Here is a 17,653-nt window from a genome sequence, read left to right on the forward strand (position 1 = left end):
TTCCCTAAGAACGGCTAATTTTAGTTTATTTTAATAAACTAATCAAAACTATTATTAACTTTATTTAGGGTCTAGACACTTATTTAATTTACATTTCAGCGAACAATTCTACTGTAGAATTCCTGAGTGGCACCCAGAGGCCACGTTCTATCGCCTCATTGAGCCGTGCGATAATCGCCTGAAAAGCCTCCGGATTTTTGTCACACAAAAACTCTCTTACTTGCTCATCATGCAGGTAAGCGTCAGCGACTAAATCAAACTGCTCTGAATTTACGCTACCACTACTTGCCGCCAGCGCGAATAAATTATCCACCACATCGGCGATTGCCGCCGCTCCAACGTAACCATGTCGCATCTGCCCACTAATCCATTGTGGATTTATCGCTCTTGCGTGCATGGTAAGTGATATTTCCTCAGCTAAAGTACGGGTTTTTATCTTCTCTGGATTAGTCGTATCTACATGATAAAGCACCGGACTCGCGCCAAGCATATTAGCGGCAGCGGCGAAACCTCCCTCACTATCAGCGAAATCCGCGCCACTTAATACATCAACTTCCCGTAAATCCTGCACATGAATGAGCGCGTCACTTGCCAAAACCCGCTTCTGTAAATCTAAAGCGGCAACTTCTCCATCCGCCCCCCTGCCATAAGCAAATTGTGAAGCATCAAGATACGCCTTTCCTAAATCAGAACGCTCTTTCCACATTCCACTATCAACAAGCTTCGTGGTTCCCGCTCCATACGCTCCTTGTGCGTTACCAAATATTCGCCATTCTTTTTCTATTCCCTGCAATTTCGCTATCGCCGCCACCGCGTCATCAAATAATAATATAAGATTAGGAAACATATCACGAAACAAACCAGATATACGCAGTGTCACATCCACCCTACGCCACTGCATATCCTCATCCGCTATAATCTCAAAACCGGAAACACGCTGCGTTGTCTCATCCCAAATAATATTTACTCCCATAAGATGCAAGGCCTGCGCTATCTCATCCCCACCAGTACGCAGAGTCGCCGATCCCCATAAATCCATCATAATATTTTTTGGGAAATCTCCATTATCCTGTATATAACGCCGGATAAAATCCTCCGCCGCGCGCTTACCTATTACATTTGAGGTTTTAGTCGGGATAGTGCGAGGGTCAACTCCGATAAGATTGCGTCCTGTCGGCAACACATCCACCCTACCACGTGATGGCGCTCCACCGGCACTCGGAGGCACAAACCTACCAGAAAGCGCGGCAAGAAAGTTTCTTCTCTCATTTTTAGCGCAACTATCATTATCACCAGCGGCAAATACATGCAAACCATCGCCAACCCGCTGCTCTTTTATATCACATAAATGTGCTTCAAGCGCGCTCATCACCGCAGCATCATCACTACCGGCAAAAGATAATCCACTCTTCTTCGCCCTAAAAATAATCTCATCACGTAATAGTTTCATCCGCCGACCATCAAGCCCATCCGCAGCTCCATACTCATCGGTGAGATTTTCTAACTCAGCAAGCTCTTCTGTAAGCTCCACCTGATTAAGCGGTGGGGTCATATGGCTGATTATCACAGCTGAAATCCGCCTTTTTGCCTGTGCCGCCTCACCAGCGTCTGATACTATATAAGGATAAATTACCGGTGTCGCACCAAGAGCGACCTCCGGCCAGCAATCCTCTGATATTGCTACAGTCTTCGCCGGCAACCACTCAAGATTACCATGCGTTCCGACATGCACTAAAGCGTCCATCTTAAACTCATCACGTAGCCAAAAATAAAAAGCGAGATAATTATGGCATGGTGGAGTAGCGCCATCATGATAGCCGGTTTTTTTATCAGCAAGTGAACCTCTATCCGGCTGGGTAGCGACCACCACATTACCACATAATTTTACTGAAAAAGAAAAATCATCCGTTGGAATATCACCCCAAACATACTTAACCGCCTGCTGATTCTCCGGCGACAAAGATAAAAAACGTTTTTTATAATCCGCGATATTATACTTAATCTTTTCCTCGCCAACCATCAATCTATATCCATTACCCACAGCGTAACCATCATCAGCGAGCATCCCCAAAATATTATCCACGCTGGCAAAAGCGTCAAGTCCAACCGCGAAACCTTGCCGCCCATCACGCTGCGGGTAGTCTGACAAAATAACCGCCAATTTTTTATTAAAGTTATTTTTCTTACGCAGATTCATCCACGCCACCGCTAATTCTGTCACATACTCAACCCGTCCAAAATCCGGCTTGTTTAGCTGTGGAATAAATTCCAATTTCTCATTGTTATTTCCATTTTCCGTAAAAGAAACCGCGCGAGTAAATATCCGTCCATCCGCTTCGGGAAGAACTACTTGCATCGCCATATCACTGGTAGAAAGCCCACGTTTTGACTCCTGCCAATCAGCGTAAGACATATTAGCGGTTGCTATCTGTAAAACCGGAATATCAAGATAGGCAAGCGGATGCTCTCCATTTCCGGCGGAAAAAAACGTCGCATCAATTAATATATCTGGTGGATTTTTATCTAGCTCTGCCCGTAAGAAAGATAATGAACTATCATCTTTAAGGCTGCTTATCATAAACGCCTTAACAGATATATTCCGACTACGGAATGATTCTATAATAGAATCAATAACAGCGACATCCCCCGCCAAATAATGCGCTCTATAAAAAATAATAGCAATATTTCCATAATGTTCATCGGCCACTACCTCCCTATATAAAGCGGCATACGGCATAATTTTAGGTGTAACATTTATTTTTGCACCAGTAATCAACCCACAAGCGTAAGCAAAAACCTGACGAAAATTCTCAACACCACCCTGCGCTAGAGACTGCTCTATATTCTCTAACTGACCACGCTCAACGTTAGAAAACTTAAATAAGCGATGATCATAACTATTACCAGAAATCATTATTAGTTTTATGTTTTTTCGGGAAGCAAGCCTCGCCAACTCATCAACCCCGTACTTCCACCAGTCATACCCTCCAAGCAGGCGGATTATTATCACTTTGGCGTATGCCGCCACCTGCTCAATATAAAGATCTACCGAAAGAGGGTGTTTTAACCTTGAAAGTCTGGAAATACGAATATTAGCGGCATCGCTGGATGCCGCCGCCATACAGGAAAGATCCGAATCAGTAAATGACAGAAAAACTATATCCGCCGGAGTCTGCTCAGGGTTAAGCGGTATATCAACGTCCTCTATCGTCTGTGACTGTTTTACAGAAAGATGCAATGTATTTTCTTTATAAAGTTTTCTGAACTTTGGTAGATGAAGTATCCATTATATATTTATCCCTTAAATTTTGTACACCGGAAAAAACATCAAGAGTATCAGAAAATGCCCTCTTCATACGCTTCTTAGCAGTTTCAACGTCATCTGAATCTTTTGCTTTAATTTCTCTCATCTGACTCAATGCCTCTTCCAATATTTTACTAGCGTCACTAAATAATTCAATAGCTTTACCATATGCATCTATACCAGCTCTAGATCCACCATTTGCTAAAGCCTTTGCTATATATTCATTTATCCCCGTAACATTTTGAGCGGATTCTTTTAAGAATGAACTAACTTCCTTCCCAATCTCGGGATCAACAAATTCTATATCCCCTCCGACTGTTATTGTATCACTAGTTGCCCTGACAGTTTTAATCTTAAAATGTTGATATAGATTGTCTATGAATTGTAAACAATCCCTATTATAGCTACCTAAAGCCTGTTCAAAACTTTTATTTACTTCCACAACCAGCCTCCAGCATAAAAAATATATTAAATTAGCTTAATACATCAATACATATAGAAAAGTAATTAGCAACCCATTATTTCTCAGCTGCCAAAAACTCCTTTAATCCCCTCACTATCAAGACCTTTGCGACCAATTACCACCAATCTACCAGAGATTTTTGACTGGGTTTTTATATCAAATTGCCCAGAAACCCTACTCCCCACCGCCTGCACTAGATAACGCAACGGACGTTCCTTAATACTCACAAAGCCTTTAACTCGCAAAGCCCCATACAATTCAGCTATTATATTAATTTTATTATATAAAGCCTCGATGCTAGAAAATTCTGGCACATTTATAACAAAGCTCTCAAAATCATCGTGGTCATGCTCAGCTTCACTATCATGGTGTGATATTCTATTATCTATATCAGCCTCAGCTTCCGCTTTTATTCCAAGCAATATGTCAGGTGATACTTTACCATGCGCCACCTCAATTATCGGCACTCCAGCGCGCGCCTCTTTTCTGACATTATTTCTTACCACTTCCACATTTTTTGTATCAATCTGATCTATCTTATTTAAGATCACCATATCAGCACATAGTAATTGATCCTCATAAACTTCCGCTAGCGGATTATCATGATCTACCAATCCTATATCCTCTCTCTGCTGATTTATCGCCTCTATATTATCAGCGAAATCACCAGCGAAAACCGCAGGAGTATCAACAACCGCCACCACCCCATCAACAGTTAATTTTGAGCGTATCTCCGGCCAATCAAAAGCTTTGACCAGCGGTTTAGGTAGGGCAAGCCCTGAAGTCTCTATTATTATATGGTCAAAACCATCTTTCATAGACAGGATTTTTTCCATAGCAGGCAAAAAATCATCAGCGACCGTGCAACATATACAACCGTTTGGCAGTTCAATAATAGATGACTCAGGACAATTATCAGCTTTACATGATTTTAGAATATCACCATCCACCCCCTCATCGCCAAACTCATTGATAAGAAGGGCTATCTTTCTATCAGCGGCGCTTTCTATAACATGCTTAATCAGTGATGTTTTACCAGCACCGAGAAAACCAGTGACGATAGTAGTAGGTATTTTTGTTATTTTTCTCATTTTATATCCTATATTTATACCCTAAATTGTTTGAACTCATCGTTATTTCCTTGATATAGCTCCCATAAGCCCTCTTACTATCTGCCGTCCGAGTTGTGAGCCAACAGTCCGTATCACACTCTTAGTCATTACCGTAATCATACTATCAGGCTGTCTCCCCCTCCTCTTTTGAACAGGTGGTCTATAATCACGAGAGGCAGACGACCTACTACCGGAATTATTCACATCACTGGAATTACCCGCGCCGCCAATACCAACAGCGCTCGCCGCCGCTGATACCGTACCCCATATACCACCAGCGTCAGAAGCGGCGTTCTGGCTAACTCGTGAGTTTAATATCTCATAGGCTGACTCACGGTTTATCGCCGTGTCATAAACTCCTTTTAGCGGACTCTTCACTATTATATCTTGTCTTTTCTGCGACTCAATAGCTCCAATAAATGATAAAGGCGGTCTTATCAAAGTCCTTTGCACAATAGTAGGAGAACCTTTATTATCTAGCACCGAAACCAACGCCTCACCAACACCAAGTGTTGTAATAGCGTCCTCTGTCTTAAATGCTGGATTGGGACGGAAAGTCTGCGCCGCCGCTTTTACACCCTTCTGATCTTTCGGAGTAAACGCCCGCAACGCGTGCTGCACACGATTACCAAGTTGCCCTAAAACATCATCTGGAATATCGGCTGGATTTTGGGTTACAAAATATATACCAACCCCTTTGGAACGAATTAACCTTACAAGTTGCTCAATCTTCTCAAGCAATATTTTAGGAGCGTCATCAAATAACAAATGTGCCTCATCAAAGAAAAATACCAGCTTCGGCTTTTCCATGTCGCCAACTTCTGGCATATCCTCAAATAACTCCGACAACAACCATAACAACAAAGTTGAGTAAATTTTCGGTGTCCGCATCAAAGATTCCGCTGATAATATGTTTACCGCTCCCTGACCGTTAGGTGCTACTTTCATTAAATCAGAAATTTTAAGAGCAGGCTCACCAAAAAACTGCTTACCGCCCTGCGCTTCCAGCGATAATAATCCGCGCATAATAGCGCCAACTGAAGCCGCTGAAATATTGCCATATCGCGTGCTATACTCCTCACGATTTTCATTTACATGATTAAGCATAGCCCGCAAATCGTCCATATCCAACAATAGCAATCCTTCATTGTCAGCCACCGTAAACGCTATATTAAGCACTCCTTCTTGCGTATCATTGAGCTCAAGTAGGCGAGCGAGCATCATTGGTCCCATCTCGGAAATTGTTGTACGCACTGGATGTCCATTTTTACCAAATAAATCCCAAAATATTACCGGACATGCCTGATAATTAAGAGAGAATCCTATTTGCTCCGCTCTTTTAAGTAGTGGTGGCTTATCAACACCGGACATAGCAAGTCCCGATAAATCTCCCTTAACATCAGCGATAAATACCGGAACTCCCGCCTGTGAGAACCCTTCAACCAACCCTTGTAAAGTAACGGTCTTACCAGTTCCAGTTGCTCCCGCTATCAACCCATGCCGATTAGCGTATTTAAGTAAAAGCCTCTGCTGCTCGTCATTTGCCTGCCCTAAATAAATTCCAGAATTTTCTATTAACATTTTAATATCTCCTAACAACCATTAACTATTTTTATTATTTGGTAATCTAGCAATAACTCCTTTGCGTATAACAGCCGGCCTCTCACTCAAAGGCGGCGTGCCGCTTTCTGAATTTCGGTAAGAATCTATATAAGCGAATAAATCATCAATATCACCTATTTTCAAATCACCTATCATGTACAACCATTTTTCCGGCTGCGACACAGCAACGGTAGCCGGACGTTTACACACCGCAAAACACTCCACCGACTCAAGCTCTATATTTTTTCCATCTAACCTGTTTTTAACTTCCTCATAAAACACCTCACCTACTCTTTCTTTGTCCTCTCCAAGACAAGTGATACAAACCTGTAACTTTACCGCTTCCTTATTCATTATTTTTTACCATTCCATTTATTATAAAATATCATCTCCTCAAAAGCTATTTCCGGCAACCAGCCATAGGTTTTAAGCTCAGGCTCATTGGCAAAACCATCTGTGTAACCAACACATAAATAGGCAACTGGCATCACATTTTCCGGCAAACACAAAATTTCCCGTAAATCCTCATATTTTATAATACTTACCCAGCCAACCCCAACTCCTTCAGCACGCGCCGCGAGCCATAAATTCTGCACCGCGCAAACGCTACTATATAAATCCATATCCGGCTGGTGAGTACGTCCAAGTATTACTTTACCAAAACGCTCACGATCACAAGTGACACAAATATTTAACGCCGATTCCCTGATTCCCTCCAGCTTAAGAGCGGCGTAATCATCACGACGGCTACCTGCGAACATTTCCTTTGCCTCAGCGTTAGCGATACTAAAAGCATCATATATTTTCTGCCGTATATTCTGCTCATGAACCAAAATAAAATTATATGGCTGCATATAGCCAACTGAAGGCGCGCAAGCCGCTGCCCGTAAAATCCGCTCAAGTACATCCTCTTCTATAGGATCGCTACGAAATTTCCTTACATCCCGCCGCTGCTCTATAGCACGGTAAACCGCCTGCCGTTCAGCATCAGAAAACGCATACTCGCCGGACATCAGCTATTCTTCCCAGTTACCATCGCTTCCTCAAATGTCGCCATGCCAGTAAATGTAGCAAGTGCCGCTCGTACCACCGCAAGCGACAACTGAGCGCCACTACCCTCACCCAGCCGCATACCAAGATTCAGCAGTGGCTGCATTCCCATAAAATCCAGCAGTTTCTTATGTCCACCCTCAGCGGAAAGATGACCAGACACACAATGACTAAGACTATCTTTGGATACCAGCATAAAAGCCGCTACCGCCGCGCATACCACATACCCATCCAAAATAACTGGAATTTTAAGCTTCCTCGCCTGCCATACCGCTCCGGCGATCGCCGCCTGCTCACGACCACCAAGATAACGCATCACTGACACAGCATCCACCAAATAACGCTGATGAATAGCGACAGCGGACGTTACCACCTCTCGCTTACGAGCAAGCCCGACCTCATCAATTCCAGTACCAACTCCAACCCAGTCCGCCGCTTCACCACCACAAACCGCCTGCGCTAAAGCGGCGGCTACTGTGGTATTGCCGATTCCCATCTCACCAAGCACTAAAATATCAGCGTCACTTGGCACCGATTCCATCCCTAAATTAAAAGCCTCCGCGAATTCCCGCTCACTCATCGCCGGATCTTCGGTAAAATCAGCGGTTGGTGTATTTAATGACAAAGGAATAATTCGTAAATTTGACGGTATCTCCCGACAAAGCTGGTTTATCGCCGCGCCACCATTTTCAAAATTCGCCACCATCTGCACCGTAACTTCCGCCGGATACGCTGAGACACCTCGCGCCACCACCCCATGATTACCAGCAAATATCAACGTATAAGCCTTATCGGTTTTTGGGCTTAAAGTACCTTGCCAACCACACATCCACACCGCTATATCCTCAAGCCTACCAAGTGACCCTTGCGGTTTGGTAAGGCTATTAAGACGCTGCTGTGCCTGCTTTTGCAGCACATAATCTGGCTCAGTTAAAAAAGCCTTATCTAAAATAAATGACATATCCTATTTTTCCTTACCCCATATATAGCCAATATCTTTGCTCTTACCACGCTTTGGTGAGAGTAATTTTTCCACATGAGCGTATAAATTAGCTATCTGCTTATCATGCTCAGACAATATTTTTACTATATCCTCATGAGTCGCCAACATCTCCCGCAGGCGGACAAAGGTTCGCATGATAGAAATATTAACCTGCACTGCATGAGGACTACGCAATACGCTTGAAAGCATCGCAACCCCCTCCTGAGTGAAGGCATAGGGAAAATGTCCACCCAACGATTTTTTCGTAGCTATCACATTTTGTGATAGCAAATTTTCTACTTCTTTTTCAGTGAGTTGAAACATAAAATCTGATGGAAACCTATCTATATTACGCTTAACTTGTTGTCTTAGAACAATAGCTTTTACTTTATAAAGATCAGCCAAATCACGATCCAACATCACCTTATTGCCACGTATAAGATAAATCCTATCAACGATGCGCTCTATTGGAATTATAGTATCTTTTTTCATAAAAAATTGATTAACCAAAAAATTAATTTATAAAACATATTATACTCGTTTTGGATAATTTTTATACAAAACTAGTATGAAAGCCTTATCCGAAAGATAAGGTTTTCCACTGCAAAGCAAGCGTAAAATCAAATAAAAATATTTAATATTTTTATTTATAAAACACATTATTAGTCTATATTTCACGTCATGATACAGAAATTTTTACTTACGTTAAGCTTTTTTACCAGAATTCCAGCCGGAAAACAGGGTTTTGGCAAATTAACACTAGCGGATTGCGCGGTTTTTTTTCCAATTATGGGAGCTTTTATCGGGCTTATAATAGGAGTTTTTTATATCTCAGCCTTATATATCGGCATTACGAACTATATAGCAGCGTGGCTTAGCATAATTTTCTATCTATTACTTACCGGTGGGTTGCATGAGGATGGTCTGGCAGATACGGCGGACGGATTAGCATCAGGACGTAGTAGAGAACAAAAACTCGCCATAATGCGTGATAGCCACATCGGCAGCTATGGTGTTTTAGCGCTTATTACGATAATCGCCTTAAAATCTCTGTTAATTTCTGAGCTTACTCTAAACGCGCAAAGCCTGTATATATTCATCATCGCCGCCGCCGTAAGCAGAGCGTTCATGGTGCTGATAATGCGAACTATGCCTTACGCCAGAAATGATGGGCTTGCCGCCACCTGCGGAAAACCAACGGAAATTAACACATTAGTGACAATCTCAATAGCAAGCTCCACCCTGCTGCTTGCCACCTCTCCCACCACCGCTTTTAGCTGCGTGACCGCTCTTTTCATTACCTATATAATTTTAAGGTATGTATTTAATAAGCATTTTGGAGGTATAACCGGTGACACACTCGGCGCGAGCCAGCAGGTTGGTGAAGTCTTGTTGTTTATGTTTCTAACATACTAATATCATCTATTAACACAATTCACTCTGACTCCAGAGCCCGCTAGATAATCAATCTGGGTCAGACTACCATAATCAATATTAAAAGACAATGCTTTCTCCGCGCTTATCTCAAGAGCGTTACGTATCGCCGCCCTGATGGTTCCAGCGTGGGCGACTACAGCAATTATCACCATATCATCAGTATTTGAGTACAATTTAACCTGTTTTTCCAACCACCCATCAAAACGATCGCAAAGCTCTGAAAAACTCTCTCCTCCTTGCGGTTTTACCGAAGCCATATTCAGCCAATCATGCAGCTTTTCCTCATTTTTCCAAACTTCCTCGTAACTCTTTCCTTCCCACTTACCAAAATCCTGCTCTGATAACTCAGCGGCGATATTTAGTTTTTCTTCCTTACCACTATATGTCTCCATCAACCAGTTAGCGGTTTGCACACTGCGCAGCAGTGGCGAAGAATACCACACTGCTCCTTGCGGTATCAACATCGCGCTATTTGCCGGAAATGGTGGAATCTCAGCGGGAACATCGCTTTTTCCAATATAAATTCCCTCTTTATTAATCGGCAAATGCCGTACCCAGTAAAACCGTAAAATATTATTTATGCTCTCTGCCATTACTTATCCAACGCCAATTTTATCCGCTTAATATGTTTTTTATCAGGTAAGCCAAAACGTAACCAATTTCTATTATAAGAAAATTTACGTACCAAAACACCATTTTTTGCCAGTTTAGTGTGCCAAGAATCAGAATTATCTACCCTAGCCAAAGTAAACAACGAAGTATAACCGACTATCTCAAAATATTCAGCGAGAATATCTCTGAAATCCTCAGATTCTTGCTCTAATCTTATTCTATTTTTCTCTATCCAAGCGTTATCTTTAAGCATGGCAGGCAACATAAGACAAGCATCTGTCGTAATCGGCCATGAACCCATCACTGGCCGCAACCAATTAGTTATTTCCGCGCTCGCTATAGCGCAACTTACCCTAATCCCAGCTAAACCAAAAAACTTACCAATACTACGCATCCTAATAATCCCCTCTCCCTGTGGAGAAAAATTATGGTGATTAATCACATCAGCAAATGCCTCATCCACAATCAACCAGCTATTCCTCAATTTTTCCAATTTCTCGGACGAATATATTTTTCCATCAGGGTTGTTAGGACTGCAGATTATAGCCACATCAGCGTCAGCAAGTTCCTCTATATTATTAACCTCTACCACCTTATGTCCTGCCATCTGCCATATAATCTTATATTCGCTGTAAGTAGGTGATAAAATAGCTACCCTTGACACACCAAATTTTTGCAGGCGCAAGCCAGCAAGCGCGAAAAGTAACGGCTGCATTCCCGAGCCAATGGTCAAATTTTCTGGCAACACTCCGTAATAATCAGCGGCAGTACGAATTGCCACTACCATTTCCTCCATATCAGCAAGCCGATGATTCTCCCCCGCCTGCCTGAACGGATAGGAATAAGGGTTAACACCAGTAGAAAGGTCAATAAATGGCTGTGGAGCGTTTGGAAAATTACGCTTAATATATGACATATTGCCACCATGTTGCGTAAACCCATTATCTGTATTATCAATCATTAATGCACCATTTAACCGTTATAACCATCGCCTTTGCTTTAGAAGCTCTGCTTAGCTATCCTAAGCCGATTTATAAATATATAAAACACCCTGTGGTGTGGATGGGAGCAGTAATAGGCGCTTTAGATAGAAATTTCAATAATTCCTTGAATCCGCTCTCTCTTCGGGAGATAGTTAGAATAAGGGGCTTAGGCATTACAACCATGCTTATATTACTCACGCTAACAATCAGCACTAGCCTGTTAATAAGTATTTATACCGGAGCAATCGGAGAAATTATCGCCATAGCTAGCCTGCTTGCGACTCGTAACCTTTACGACCATGTAAACGCTGTTTATAAATCACTAAGCCAGAATGATTTAGAAAATTCTCGCACAGAACTAGCGAAAATCGTCGGACGGGATACAGAAAATCTGGACAGTTCAGAGACAAACAAAGCCTCTATTGAAACCCTCGCCGAAAGCTTTAACGATGGAGTGGTCGCTCCACTATTTTGGGCTTGCCTATTCGGGCTTTCGGGAATCGCCGCTTACAAAGCGATTAACACCGCTGATAGTATGATCGGTCATAAAACCGAGCGTTACCGATATTTCGGCTGGGCGGCGGCAAGGTTAGATGATTTACTAAATTTTATTCCTGCCCGCCTAAGCGCTATATTGATTACAATCTGTCACCCCATGCTTATCGCGAAGTCTAATCTTATAGCAAAAGAAGCGAAAAAACACGCCTCTCCTAATTCTGGCTATCCTGAAGCGGCAATGGCATATGCACTTGCAGTGCAACTTGGTGGTAAACGTAGCTACGATGGCAAGGAATACTCAGCCCCATTAATCGGCGAAGAATTACGTAAGGAAATCTTTATAACTGACTTACAAAAAGCTCTTAAAATATATGTAACCATTTGTGTCATATTATTTACTATCTTGCTAATTTCAGCAATTCTTCAATATTAACATTTTCCGCTAACACATCCGCCCAATCATCCAAAATTTTTCGCGTATGCTGCTTATAATTATATGAAGAATTAATTTTTAATAAAGAGTTACGAAACTCATCACTTGCGAAAATTCCATGTACATAACTGCCCCATACTAAACCATCTGCTGAAATATCTGCTCCTTTTGTCTTGCCTGCGTGTATCTCATAACCAGTATCAGAAACATTCCGCACTACTTTCTCAGCGGTAAGAATAGTGTCTATTTCCAGCATCCCTAACCCATACGCAGTTTCAGGCTCTCCCTCAATACCATCCGGATCGGAAATAGTCTTACCAAGCATCTGGTAACCACCACAAATACCAATTATTCTCCCTCCTCTTCGCCTGTGTGCGGTAAGGTCAATATCCCATCCCTGCTTCCTGATAAATTTCAGATCAGCGATGGTTGCTTTACTGCCAGCGAGTATGACAATATCAGAGTCGGCGGGAATCACCTCTCCCGCCCTTACCCACCTCACCTGCGCGTTTTCCTCACCCATCAGCGGATCAATATCATCAAAATTAGCTATGTAAGGAGTTCGTAAAACCGATATATTGATTTTCCCGCTACCACCAACTGCCTGTCGCCTATTGCGCAATCCAAGCGAATCCTCCTGCGGCAATTTCGCTAAATCAGCGTAATACGGCACAAGTCCTAAATTTTGCCAAGCTGTCCGTTTTTCTATCTCTATCGCTCCTCTAGTAAATAAACCAGCGTCCCCTCTAAATTTATTTACGATAAATCCTTTTATCATTTTCCTATCAGCGTCAGATAACACCGAGTGAGTACCAACCAGACTAGCGATAACCCCGCCACGTTCAATATCACCAATCATCACAACAGGGCAATTCGCCGCAAGAGCGAAGCCCATATTAGCAATATCATTTTTCCTTAAATTAATTTCCGCCGGACTGCCCGCGCCTTCTACCAAAACTATATCGGCTTGCTTCTGAAGCAAATTATAACTCTCTAAAATAGCCGGCATTAACGACATACGGTAGTCTTGATAATCCGCTGCCCCCATAGTTGCCACAACCTTACCATGTACTATTACTTGTGAGGTTTTATCCGATTGCGGCTTGAGCAAAACAGGATTCATATTCACACTTGGTGCGACACCAGCGGCTAAGGCCTGTAACCACTGCGCCCGACCAATTTCTCCACCATCATCAGCGACAGCGGCGTTATTAGACATATTCTGCGCCTTAAACGGCAAAACTTTAAGACCACGCCGAGCTAGCAAACGACAAAAACCAGCGACCAATAGCGATTTACCCACATCAGAGCCGGTCCCCTGAAACATTACGCTAGAAGTAGACATCTAAAACTCAATACCAAGCTGTGCTTTAATTCCTTGCTCATGAAACGGATGCTTTAACAGCTTCATTTCCGTAACTAAATCAGCTATATCCATTAATTCCCGCTTGGCGTTACGCCCAGTTACAATCACATGGTTTTTACGCTTCTCAAGAGCGGCAAGCACTTCGGCAAGCGGCAGATAATCATAACGCAATACTATATTAAGCTCATCCAGCAATACTAAATGGTATGATTCGTCATTAAGCATCTCAAGAGCTATATCCCATGCCTTACGGGCAGTCGCCATATCACGCTGCCTATCCTGCGTATCCCAAGTAAAGCCGTCGCCCATCACCTCATAACGGATTAAATCACCAAATTTAGTAAGCGCCGCCTGCTCACCAGTTTTCCATGCTCCTTTGATGAATTGCACCACCCCCACCTTATGACCATGACCAAGAGAACGTACCACCGTACCAAATCCAGCGGTTGACTTACCCTTTCCTGTACCTGTGTAAATAATCAACAGATTCTTGGTTTTATCCGCTGCCCGCACCTGCGCGTCCTGCAACTCTTTACGCTTTTGCATTTTTTGTTTATAAGCACGGTTTATTTCTTCTTCATTCATAACTTTTTATTTTATCTTTTGCTATCTAACATAACCTTATAATGATATTTATAGTTATTTGCATAAATAATTCTACATATTATTTATTCATTTACGCCCGCTACGCGGCGCAAAACCACGCGATTATCTTGTGGTTTTGATACTCGTTTGTATTATTAATAATACAAACGAGTATCATACAAACAAGGAAACTACCAAAAAATCATAAGGCACATTGTATGCTTAAAAAAAACAACACAGCCCTATCCGAAAAATCACTATTGGAACAGCTAAAAACCGCTCAGAATTCTGATATAGCTGATTTATTCACAAAATTAAAAACTTCTCCTGAAGGTCTTAATTCCGAAGAGGCCGAAGACAGACTAGATGAATACGGCAAAAATATTGTAGCTAGTGATACTTCTCTTGCTTGGTACATACAATTGCTACATTGCTTCCTTAACCCGTTTAATGGCGTGCTTAGTGTGCTCGCCATGATCTCTTGGCTTACTGGTGATATGGAAAGTGTCGTTCTTATGACCATCATGGTATCAGTAAGTGTTGGTATAAAATTCTTTCAAGAATATCGTTCCGGCATAAAAGCTGATGAACTAAAAAAAATGGTGCGCACTAATGTTACCGTAAGCCGCGCTGACGAAGATGGTAAAAGCAGGAAAATTGATATAGATATTGAGGAACTTACAGTCGGCGACATTATACACCTGTCAGCGGGTGATATAATACCGGCAGACATCAGGATAATAAACGCCAAGGATCTATTTGTATCACAGGCAATGCTTACCGGTGAGTCACTACCAGTTGAAAAATTCGCAAAGGCAACTACTTCTCCACACGATAAAATGGACCTGCAAACAATCGGCTTTATGGGTACTAACGTTATAAGCGGCAGCGCTTCAGCTATAGTTCTGACCATTGGGAAAAACACCTATTTCGGCTCACTGGCAAGAACGATCACCGGAGAACGTCCGCAAACCAGTTTCGATAAAGGTGTTAGCAACGTAAGCTGGTTGATGATAAAATTTATCATGGTAATGGCTCCGCTCGTCCTATTCATCAACGGTTTTTCAAAGGGCGACTGGACACAGTCAGTATTGTTCGCTATCTCAATAGCTGTAGGGCTTACCCCAGAGATGCTACCAATGATCGTAACCTCAAACCTTGCCAAAGGCGCTATAGCCATGTCTAAGCGCAAGGTAATCGTAAAACGCTTAAACGCTATCCAAAATTTCGGTGCTATGGATATTTTATGCACTGATAAAACCGGAACACTCACTCAAGATCGTATTATTCTTCATGACCATTTAGATATAGAAGGCGAGGAAAATAATGATGTTCTGGATTACGCATGGCTTAACAGCTATCACCAGACCGGACTTCGCAACCTACTGGACAGGGCGGTAATTGACGAGGCGGTAAAACAATATCCCGACGGCAAGCGCATATCTGAGTTAAAACAATATAGCAAAATTGATGAAATACCGTTTGATTTCAAACGTCGCAGAATGTCGGTAATAGTCTCGGATAGTAACAATACTAACCTCTTAGTATGCAAGGGAGCGGTAGAGGAGCTGCTGTCTATTTCCACTCATTATAACTATAACGGTGAGATTTTTCCACTTGATGACGCAACCCGCAAAAAATTCAAAAAAACCGCTCATGAATTAAATGAGGATGGTTTTAGGGTACTTATCGTATCTTATAAAAACACCGATAAAGCACAGAGCGTATATAGCAAAAACGACGAGTCAGGGCTTACCATCAAAGGATTCCTTACCTTTCTTGACCCACCAAAAGAAACCGCAAGAACCGCTATTACCGCGCTTAAGGAGTACGGCGTTGATATTAAGGTGCTTACCGGCGATAATACAATTGTTACCAAAAAAATCTGTAATGATGTCGGACTTACGATTAAAGGAACCATAAAAGGCAAAGAGATAGATAGCCTAAATGACGCTGAACTATATGAAGCGGTAGAAAAAAATACTATCTTCTCAAAACTATCCCCAATGCAGAAAGCCCGCATTATAACCGCTCTTAAAAAGAGGGGGCATACGGTTGGTTTTCTTGGTGACGGGATTAATGACGTACCAGCTTTGCGTAGTGCCGATGTTGGCATATCCGTTGATACCGCTACCGATATAGCTAAAGAAGCCGCCGACATTGTGCTGCTTGAAAAAAGCCTGCTAGTATTGGAAGAAGGGGTAATAGAAGGACGTAAAGTATTCGGTAATATCGTAAAATACTTAAAAATGGCGCTATCCAGCAATTTCGGTAATGTGTTTAGTGTGCTTGGCGCAAGTATAATACTTCCATTCTTGCCAATGCTTCCCGTACAGATACTTATCCAGAATCTTCTTTATGATTTGTCTCAAACTGCTACTCCATTTGACAAAGTAGATATCGATTACCTTAAAAAACCCCGTAAATGGGAAGCGATAGAATTAAAAAGATTCATGCTGTTTATAGGTCCTATCAGCTCAGTCTTTGACTATATAACCTTTGCCATCATGTGGTTTATATTCTCGGCCAACACCATAGAGGAACAAACATTATTCCACACCGGCTGGTTTGTATCTGGTCTGCTTACCCAAACTCTGATCGTACATATGATAAGAACCGAGCACATACCTTTTATCGGCAGTCGCGCCTCAAACTCTCTGTTAATCTCAACCGCTCTTATCATGATAGCGGGAATTATCATACCATACACAACTATGGGAGAAGCGGCTGGTATGGTAGCTCTACCAATTTCCTACTTCGCTTACTTGAGCGGAATATTACTTGGCTACTGCCTGTCAGTGACCCTAATCAAAGGCTGGTATATTCGTAAATTTGGGCAATGGCTCTGATGGAGTTAAGGCTTAGGGCTTAGTCAACGGGCCGTAGGCATTAGTGTGTTTTAGCATGGCAATCGCCTTTGGATACAATGTCACCACGCACGTGGTTAGCGGGGTCTGGTAGGTTACAGATAAATCCAGTGAAAAGCTCTGCTTTTCACAACCGGATGCCGTCATAAAGACGGCATGACAGTGTCATGTTCAGTGCCTGATACCCAAATGCAATCGCCATGAGGACGAAGACGGAAGAGAGCGATATGCCTTTATTTTTGTAGAGAAAAATAAAGGCAATTTACTATATTTTTAATGGTTAACATCATTCTGCGAGTTACGAAGTAACAGTTCATCACACCGTTCGGTCAAAGTAACATAACCAACTATTGCCTATA

15 protein-coding genes are annotated in these 17,653 nt (G+C 42.3%); 3 read left to right on the forward strand and 12 right to left on the reverse strand.

Translation table 11 applies throughout. The features are described from left to right. Positions 1-88: 88 nt before the first annotated feature. The 8 genes from R3D71_09655 to R3D71_09690 all read right to left on the reverse strand — a co-directional run bounded on the left by R3D71_09655 (position 89) and on the right by R3D71_09690 (position 9,005). Positions 89-3,238 carry a cobaltochelatase subunit CobN gene (locus R3D71_09655; GenBank protein MEZ5691912.1) on the reverse strand — a complete coding sequence of 1,050 codons (3,150 nt, stop codon included), beginning with the start codon at positions 3,236-3,238 and terminating at the stop codon, positions 89-91. Between the two features lie 10 nt (positions 3,239-3,248). Then, positions 3,249-3,746: a DUF2379 family protein gene (locus tag R3D71_09660; GenBank protein MEZ5691913.1), complete on the reverse strand. Its 498-nt coding sequence runs from the start codon at positions 3,744-3,746 to the stop codon at positions 3,249-3,251. A gap of 83 nt (positions 3,747-3,829) precedes the next feature. Continuing rightward, positions 3,830-4,858: a cobalamin biosynthesis protein CobW gene (gene cobW / locus R3D71_09665; GenBank protein ID MEZ5691914.1), complete on the reverse strand. Its 1,029-nt coding sequence runs from the start codon at positions 4,856-4,858 to the stop codon at positions 3,830-3,832. Between the two features lie 42 nt (positions 4,859-4,900). Continuing rightward, on the reverse strand, positions 4,901-6,460 hold the full coding sequence (locus R3D71_09670; protein MEZ5691915.1) for a helicase HerA-like domain-containing protein: 1,560 nt from the start codon (positions 6,458-6,460) through the stop codon (positions 4,901-4,903). A gap of 21 nt (positions 6,461-6,481) precedes the next feature. Beyond that, positions 6,482-6,835 (reverse strand): DUF1636 domain-containing protein, encoded by a 354-nt coding sequence (locus R3D71_09675; GenBank protein MEZ5691916.1) that lies wholly within the window; start codon positions 6,833-6,835, stop codon positions 6,482-6,484. Beyond that, positions 6,835-7,494 carry a 5,6-dimethylbenzimidazole synthase gene (gene bluB, locus R3D71_09680; GenBank protein ID MEZ5691917.1) on the reverse strand — a complete coding sequence of 220 codons (660 nt, stop codon included), beginning with the start codon at positions 7,492-7,494 and terminating at the stop codon, positions 6,835-6,837. Before bluB ends, R3D71_09675 begins: the two co-directional genes overlap by 1 nt. Beyond that, positions 7,494-8,492, reverse strand: a complete 999-nt coding sequence (gene cobT / locus R3D71_09685) for a nicotinate-nucleotide--dimethylbenzimidazole phosphoribosyltransferase (GenBank protein MEZ5691918.1) — start codon at positions 8,490-8,492, stop codon at positions 7,494-7,496. The genes bluB and cobT overlap by 1 nt, the downstream gene beginning before the upstream one ends. A gap of 3 nt (positions 8,493-8,495) precedes the next feature. Next, positions 8,496-9,005, reverse strand: a complete 510-nt coding sequence (locus R3D71_09690) for an ORF6N domain-containing protein (protein ID MEZ5691919.1) — start codon at positions 9,003-9,005, stop codon at positions 8,496-8,498. Between the two features lie 189 nt (positions 9,006-9,194). Between R3D71_09690 and cobS the strand changes: the two genes are divergently transcribed. Further along, complete coding sequence (cobS, locus tag R3D71_09695) at positions 9,195-9,929, forward strand: adenosylcobinamide-GDP ribazoletransferase (GenBank protein MEZ5691920.1); 735 nt, start codon at positions 9,195-9,197, stop codon at positions 9,927-9,929. Between the two features lie 2 nt (positions 9,930-9,931). Here the strand turns inward: cobS and R3D71_09700 are convergent, their stop codons facing one another. Together R3D71_09700 and R3D71_09705 are read right to left on the reverse strand one after the other, a co-directional pair. Then, positions 9,932-10,543 carry a histidine phosphatase family protein gene (locus R3D71_09700; GenBank protein ID MEZ5691921.1) on the reverse strand — a complete coding sequence of 204 codons (612 nt, stop codon included), beginning with the start codon at positions 10,541-10,543 and terminating at the stop codon, positions 9,932-9,934. Beyond that, on the reverse strand, positions 10,543-11,523 hold the full coding sequence (locus tag R3D71_09705; protein ID MEZ5691922.1) for an aminotransferase class I/II-fold pyridoxal phosphate-dependent enzyme: 981 nt from the start codon (positions 11,521-11,523) through the stop codon (positions 10,543-10,545). The genes R3D71_09700 and R3D71_09705 overlap by 1 nt, the downstream gene beginning before the upstream one ends. Before the next feature lie 2 nt (positions 11,524-11,525). Between R3D71_09705 and cbiB the strand changes: the two genes are divergently transcribed. Continuing rightward, on the forward strand, positions 11,526-12,476 hold the full coding sequence (gene cbiB, locus R3D71_09710; protein ID MEZ5691923.1) for an adenosylcobinamide-phosphate synthase CbiB: 951 nt from the start codon (positions 11,526-11,528) through the stop codon (positions 12,474-12,476). Here cbiB and R3D71_09715 read toward each other — a convergent pair. Beyond that, positions 12,442-13,821 (reverse strand): cobyric acid synthase, encoded by a 1,380-nt coding sequence (locus R3D71_09715; protein MEZ5691924.1) that lies wholly within the window; start codon positions 13,819-13,821, stop codon positions 12,442-12,444. The two genes, cbiB and R3D71_09715, sit on opposite strands and share 35 nt — an antisense overlap. Beyond that, positions 13,822-14,427: a cob(I)yrinic acid a,c-diamide adenosyltransferase gene (gene cobO, locus R3D71_09720; protein MEZ5691925.1), complete on the reverse strand. Its 606-nt coding sequence runs from the start codon at positions 14,425-14,427 to the stop codon at positions 13,822-13,824. It lies immediately after the preceding gene. A 218-nt stretch (positions 14,428-14,645) separates the two neighbouring features. On the opposite strand from cobO, the gene mgtA reads away from it, so the two are divergent. After that, positions 14,646-17,276, forward strand: a complete 2,631-nt coding sequence (mgtA, locus tag R3D71_09725; GenBank protein ID MEZ5691926.1) for a magnesium-translocating P-type ATPase — start codon at positions 14,646-14,648, stop codon at positions 17,274-17,276. The last annotated feature ends 377 nt before the right edge of the window (positions 17,277-17,653 follow it).

This window comes from Rickettsiales bacterium, assembly GCA_041396965.1.
Lineage (GTDB): Bacteria > Pseudomonadota > Alphaproteobacteria > Rickettsiales > SXRF01 > SXRF01.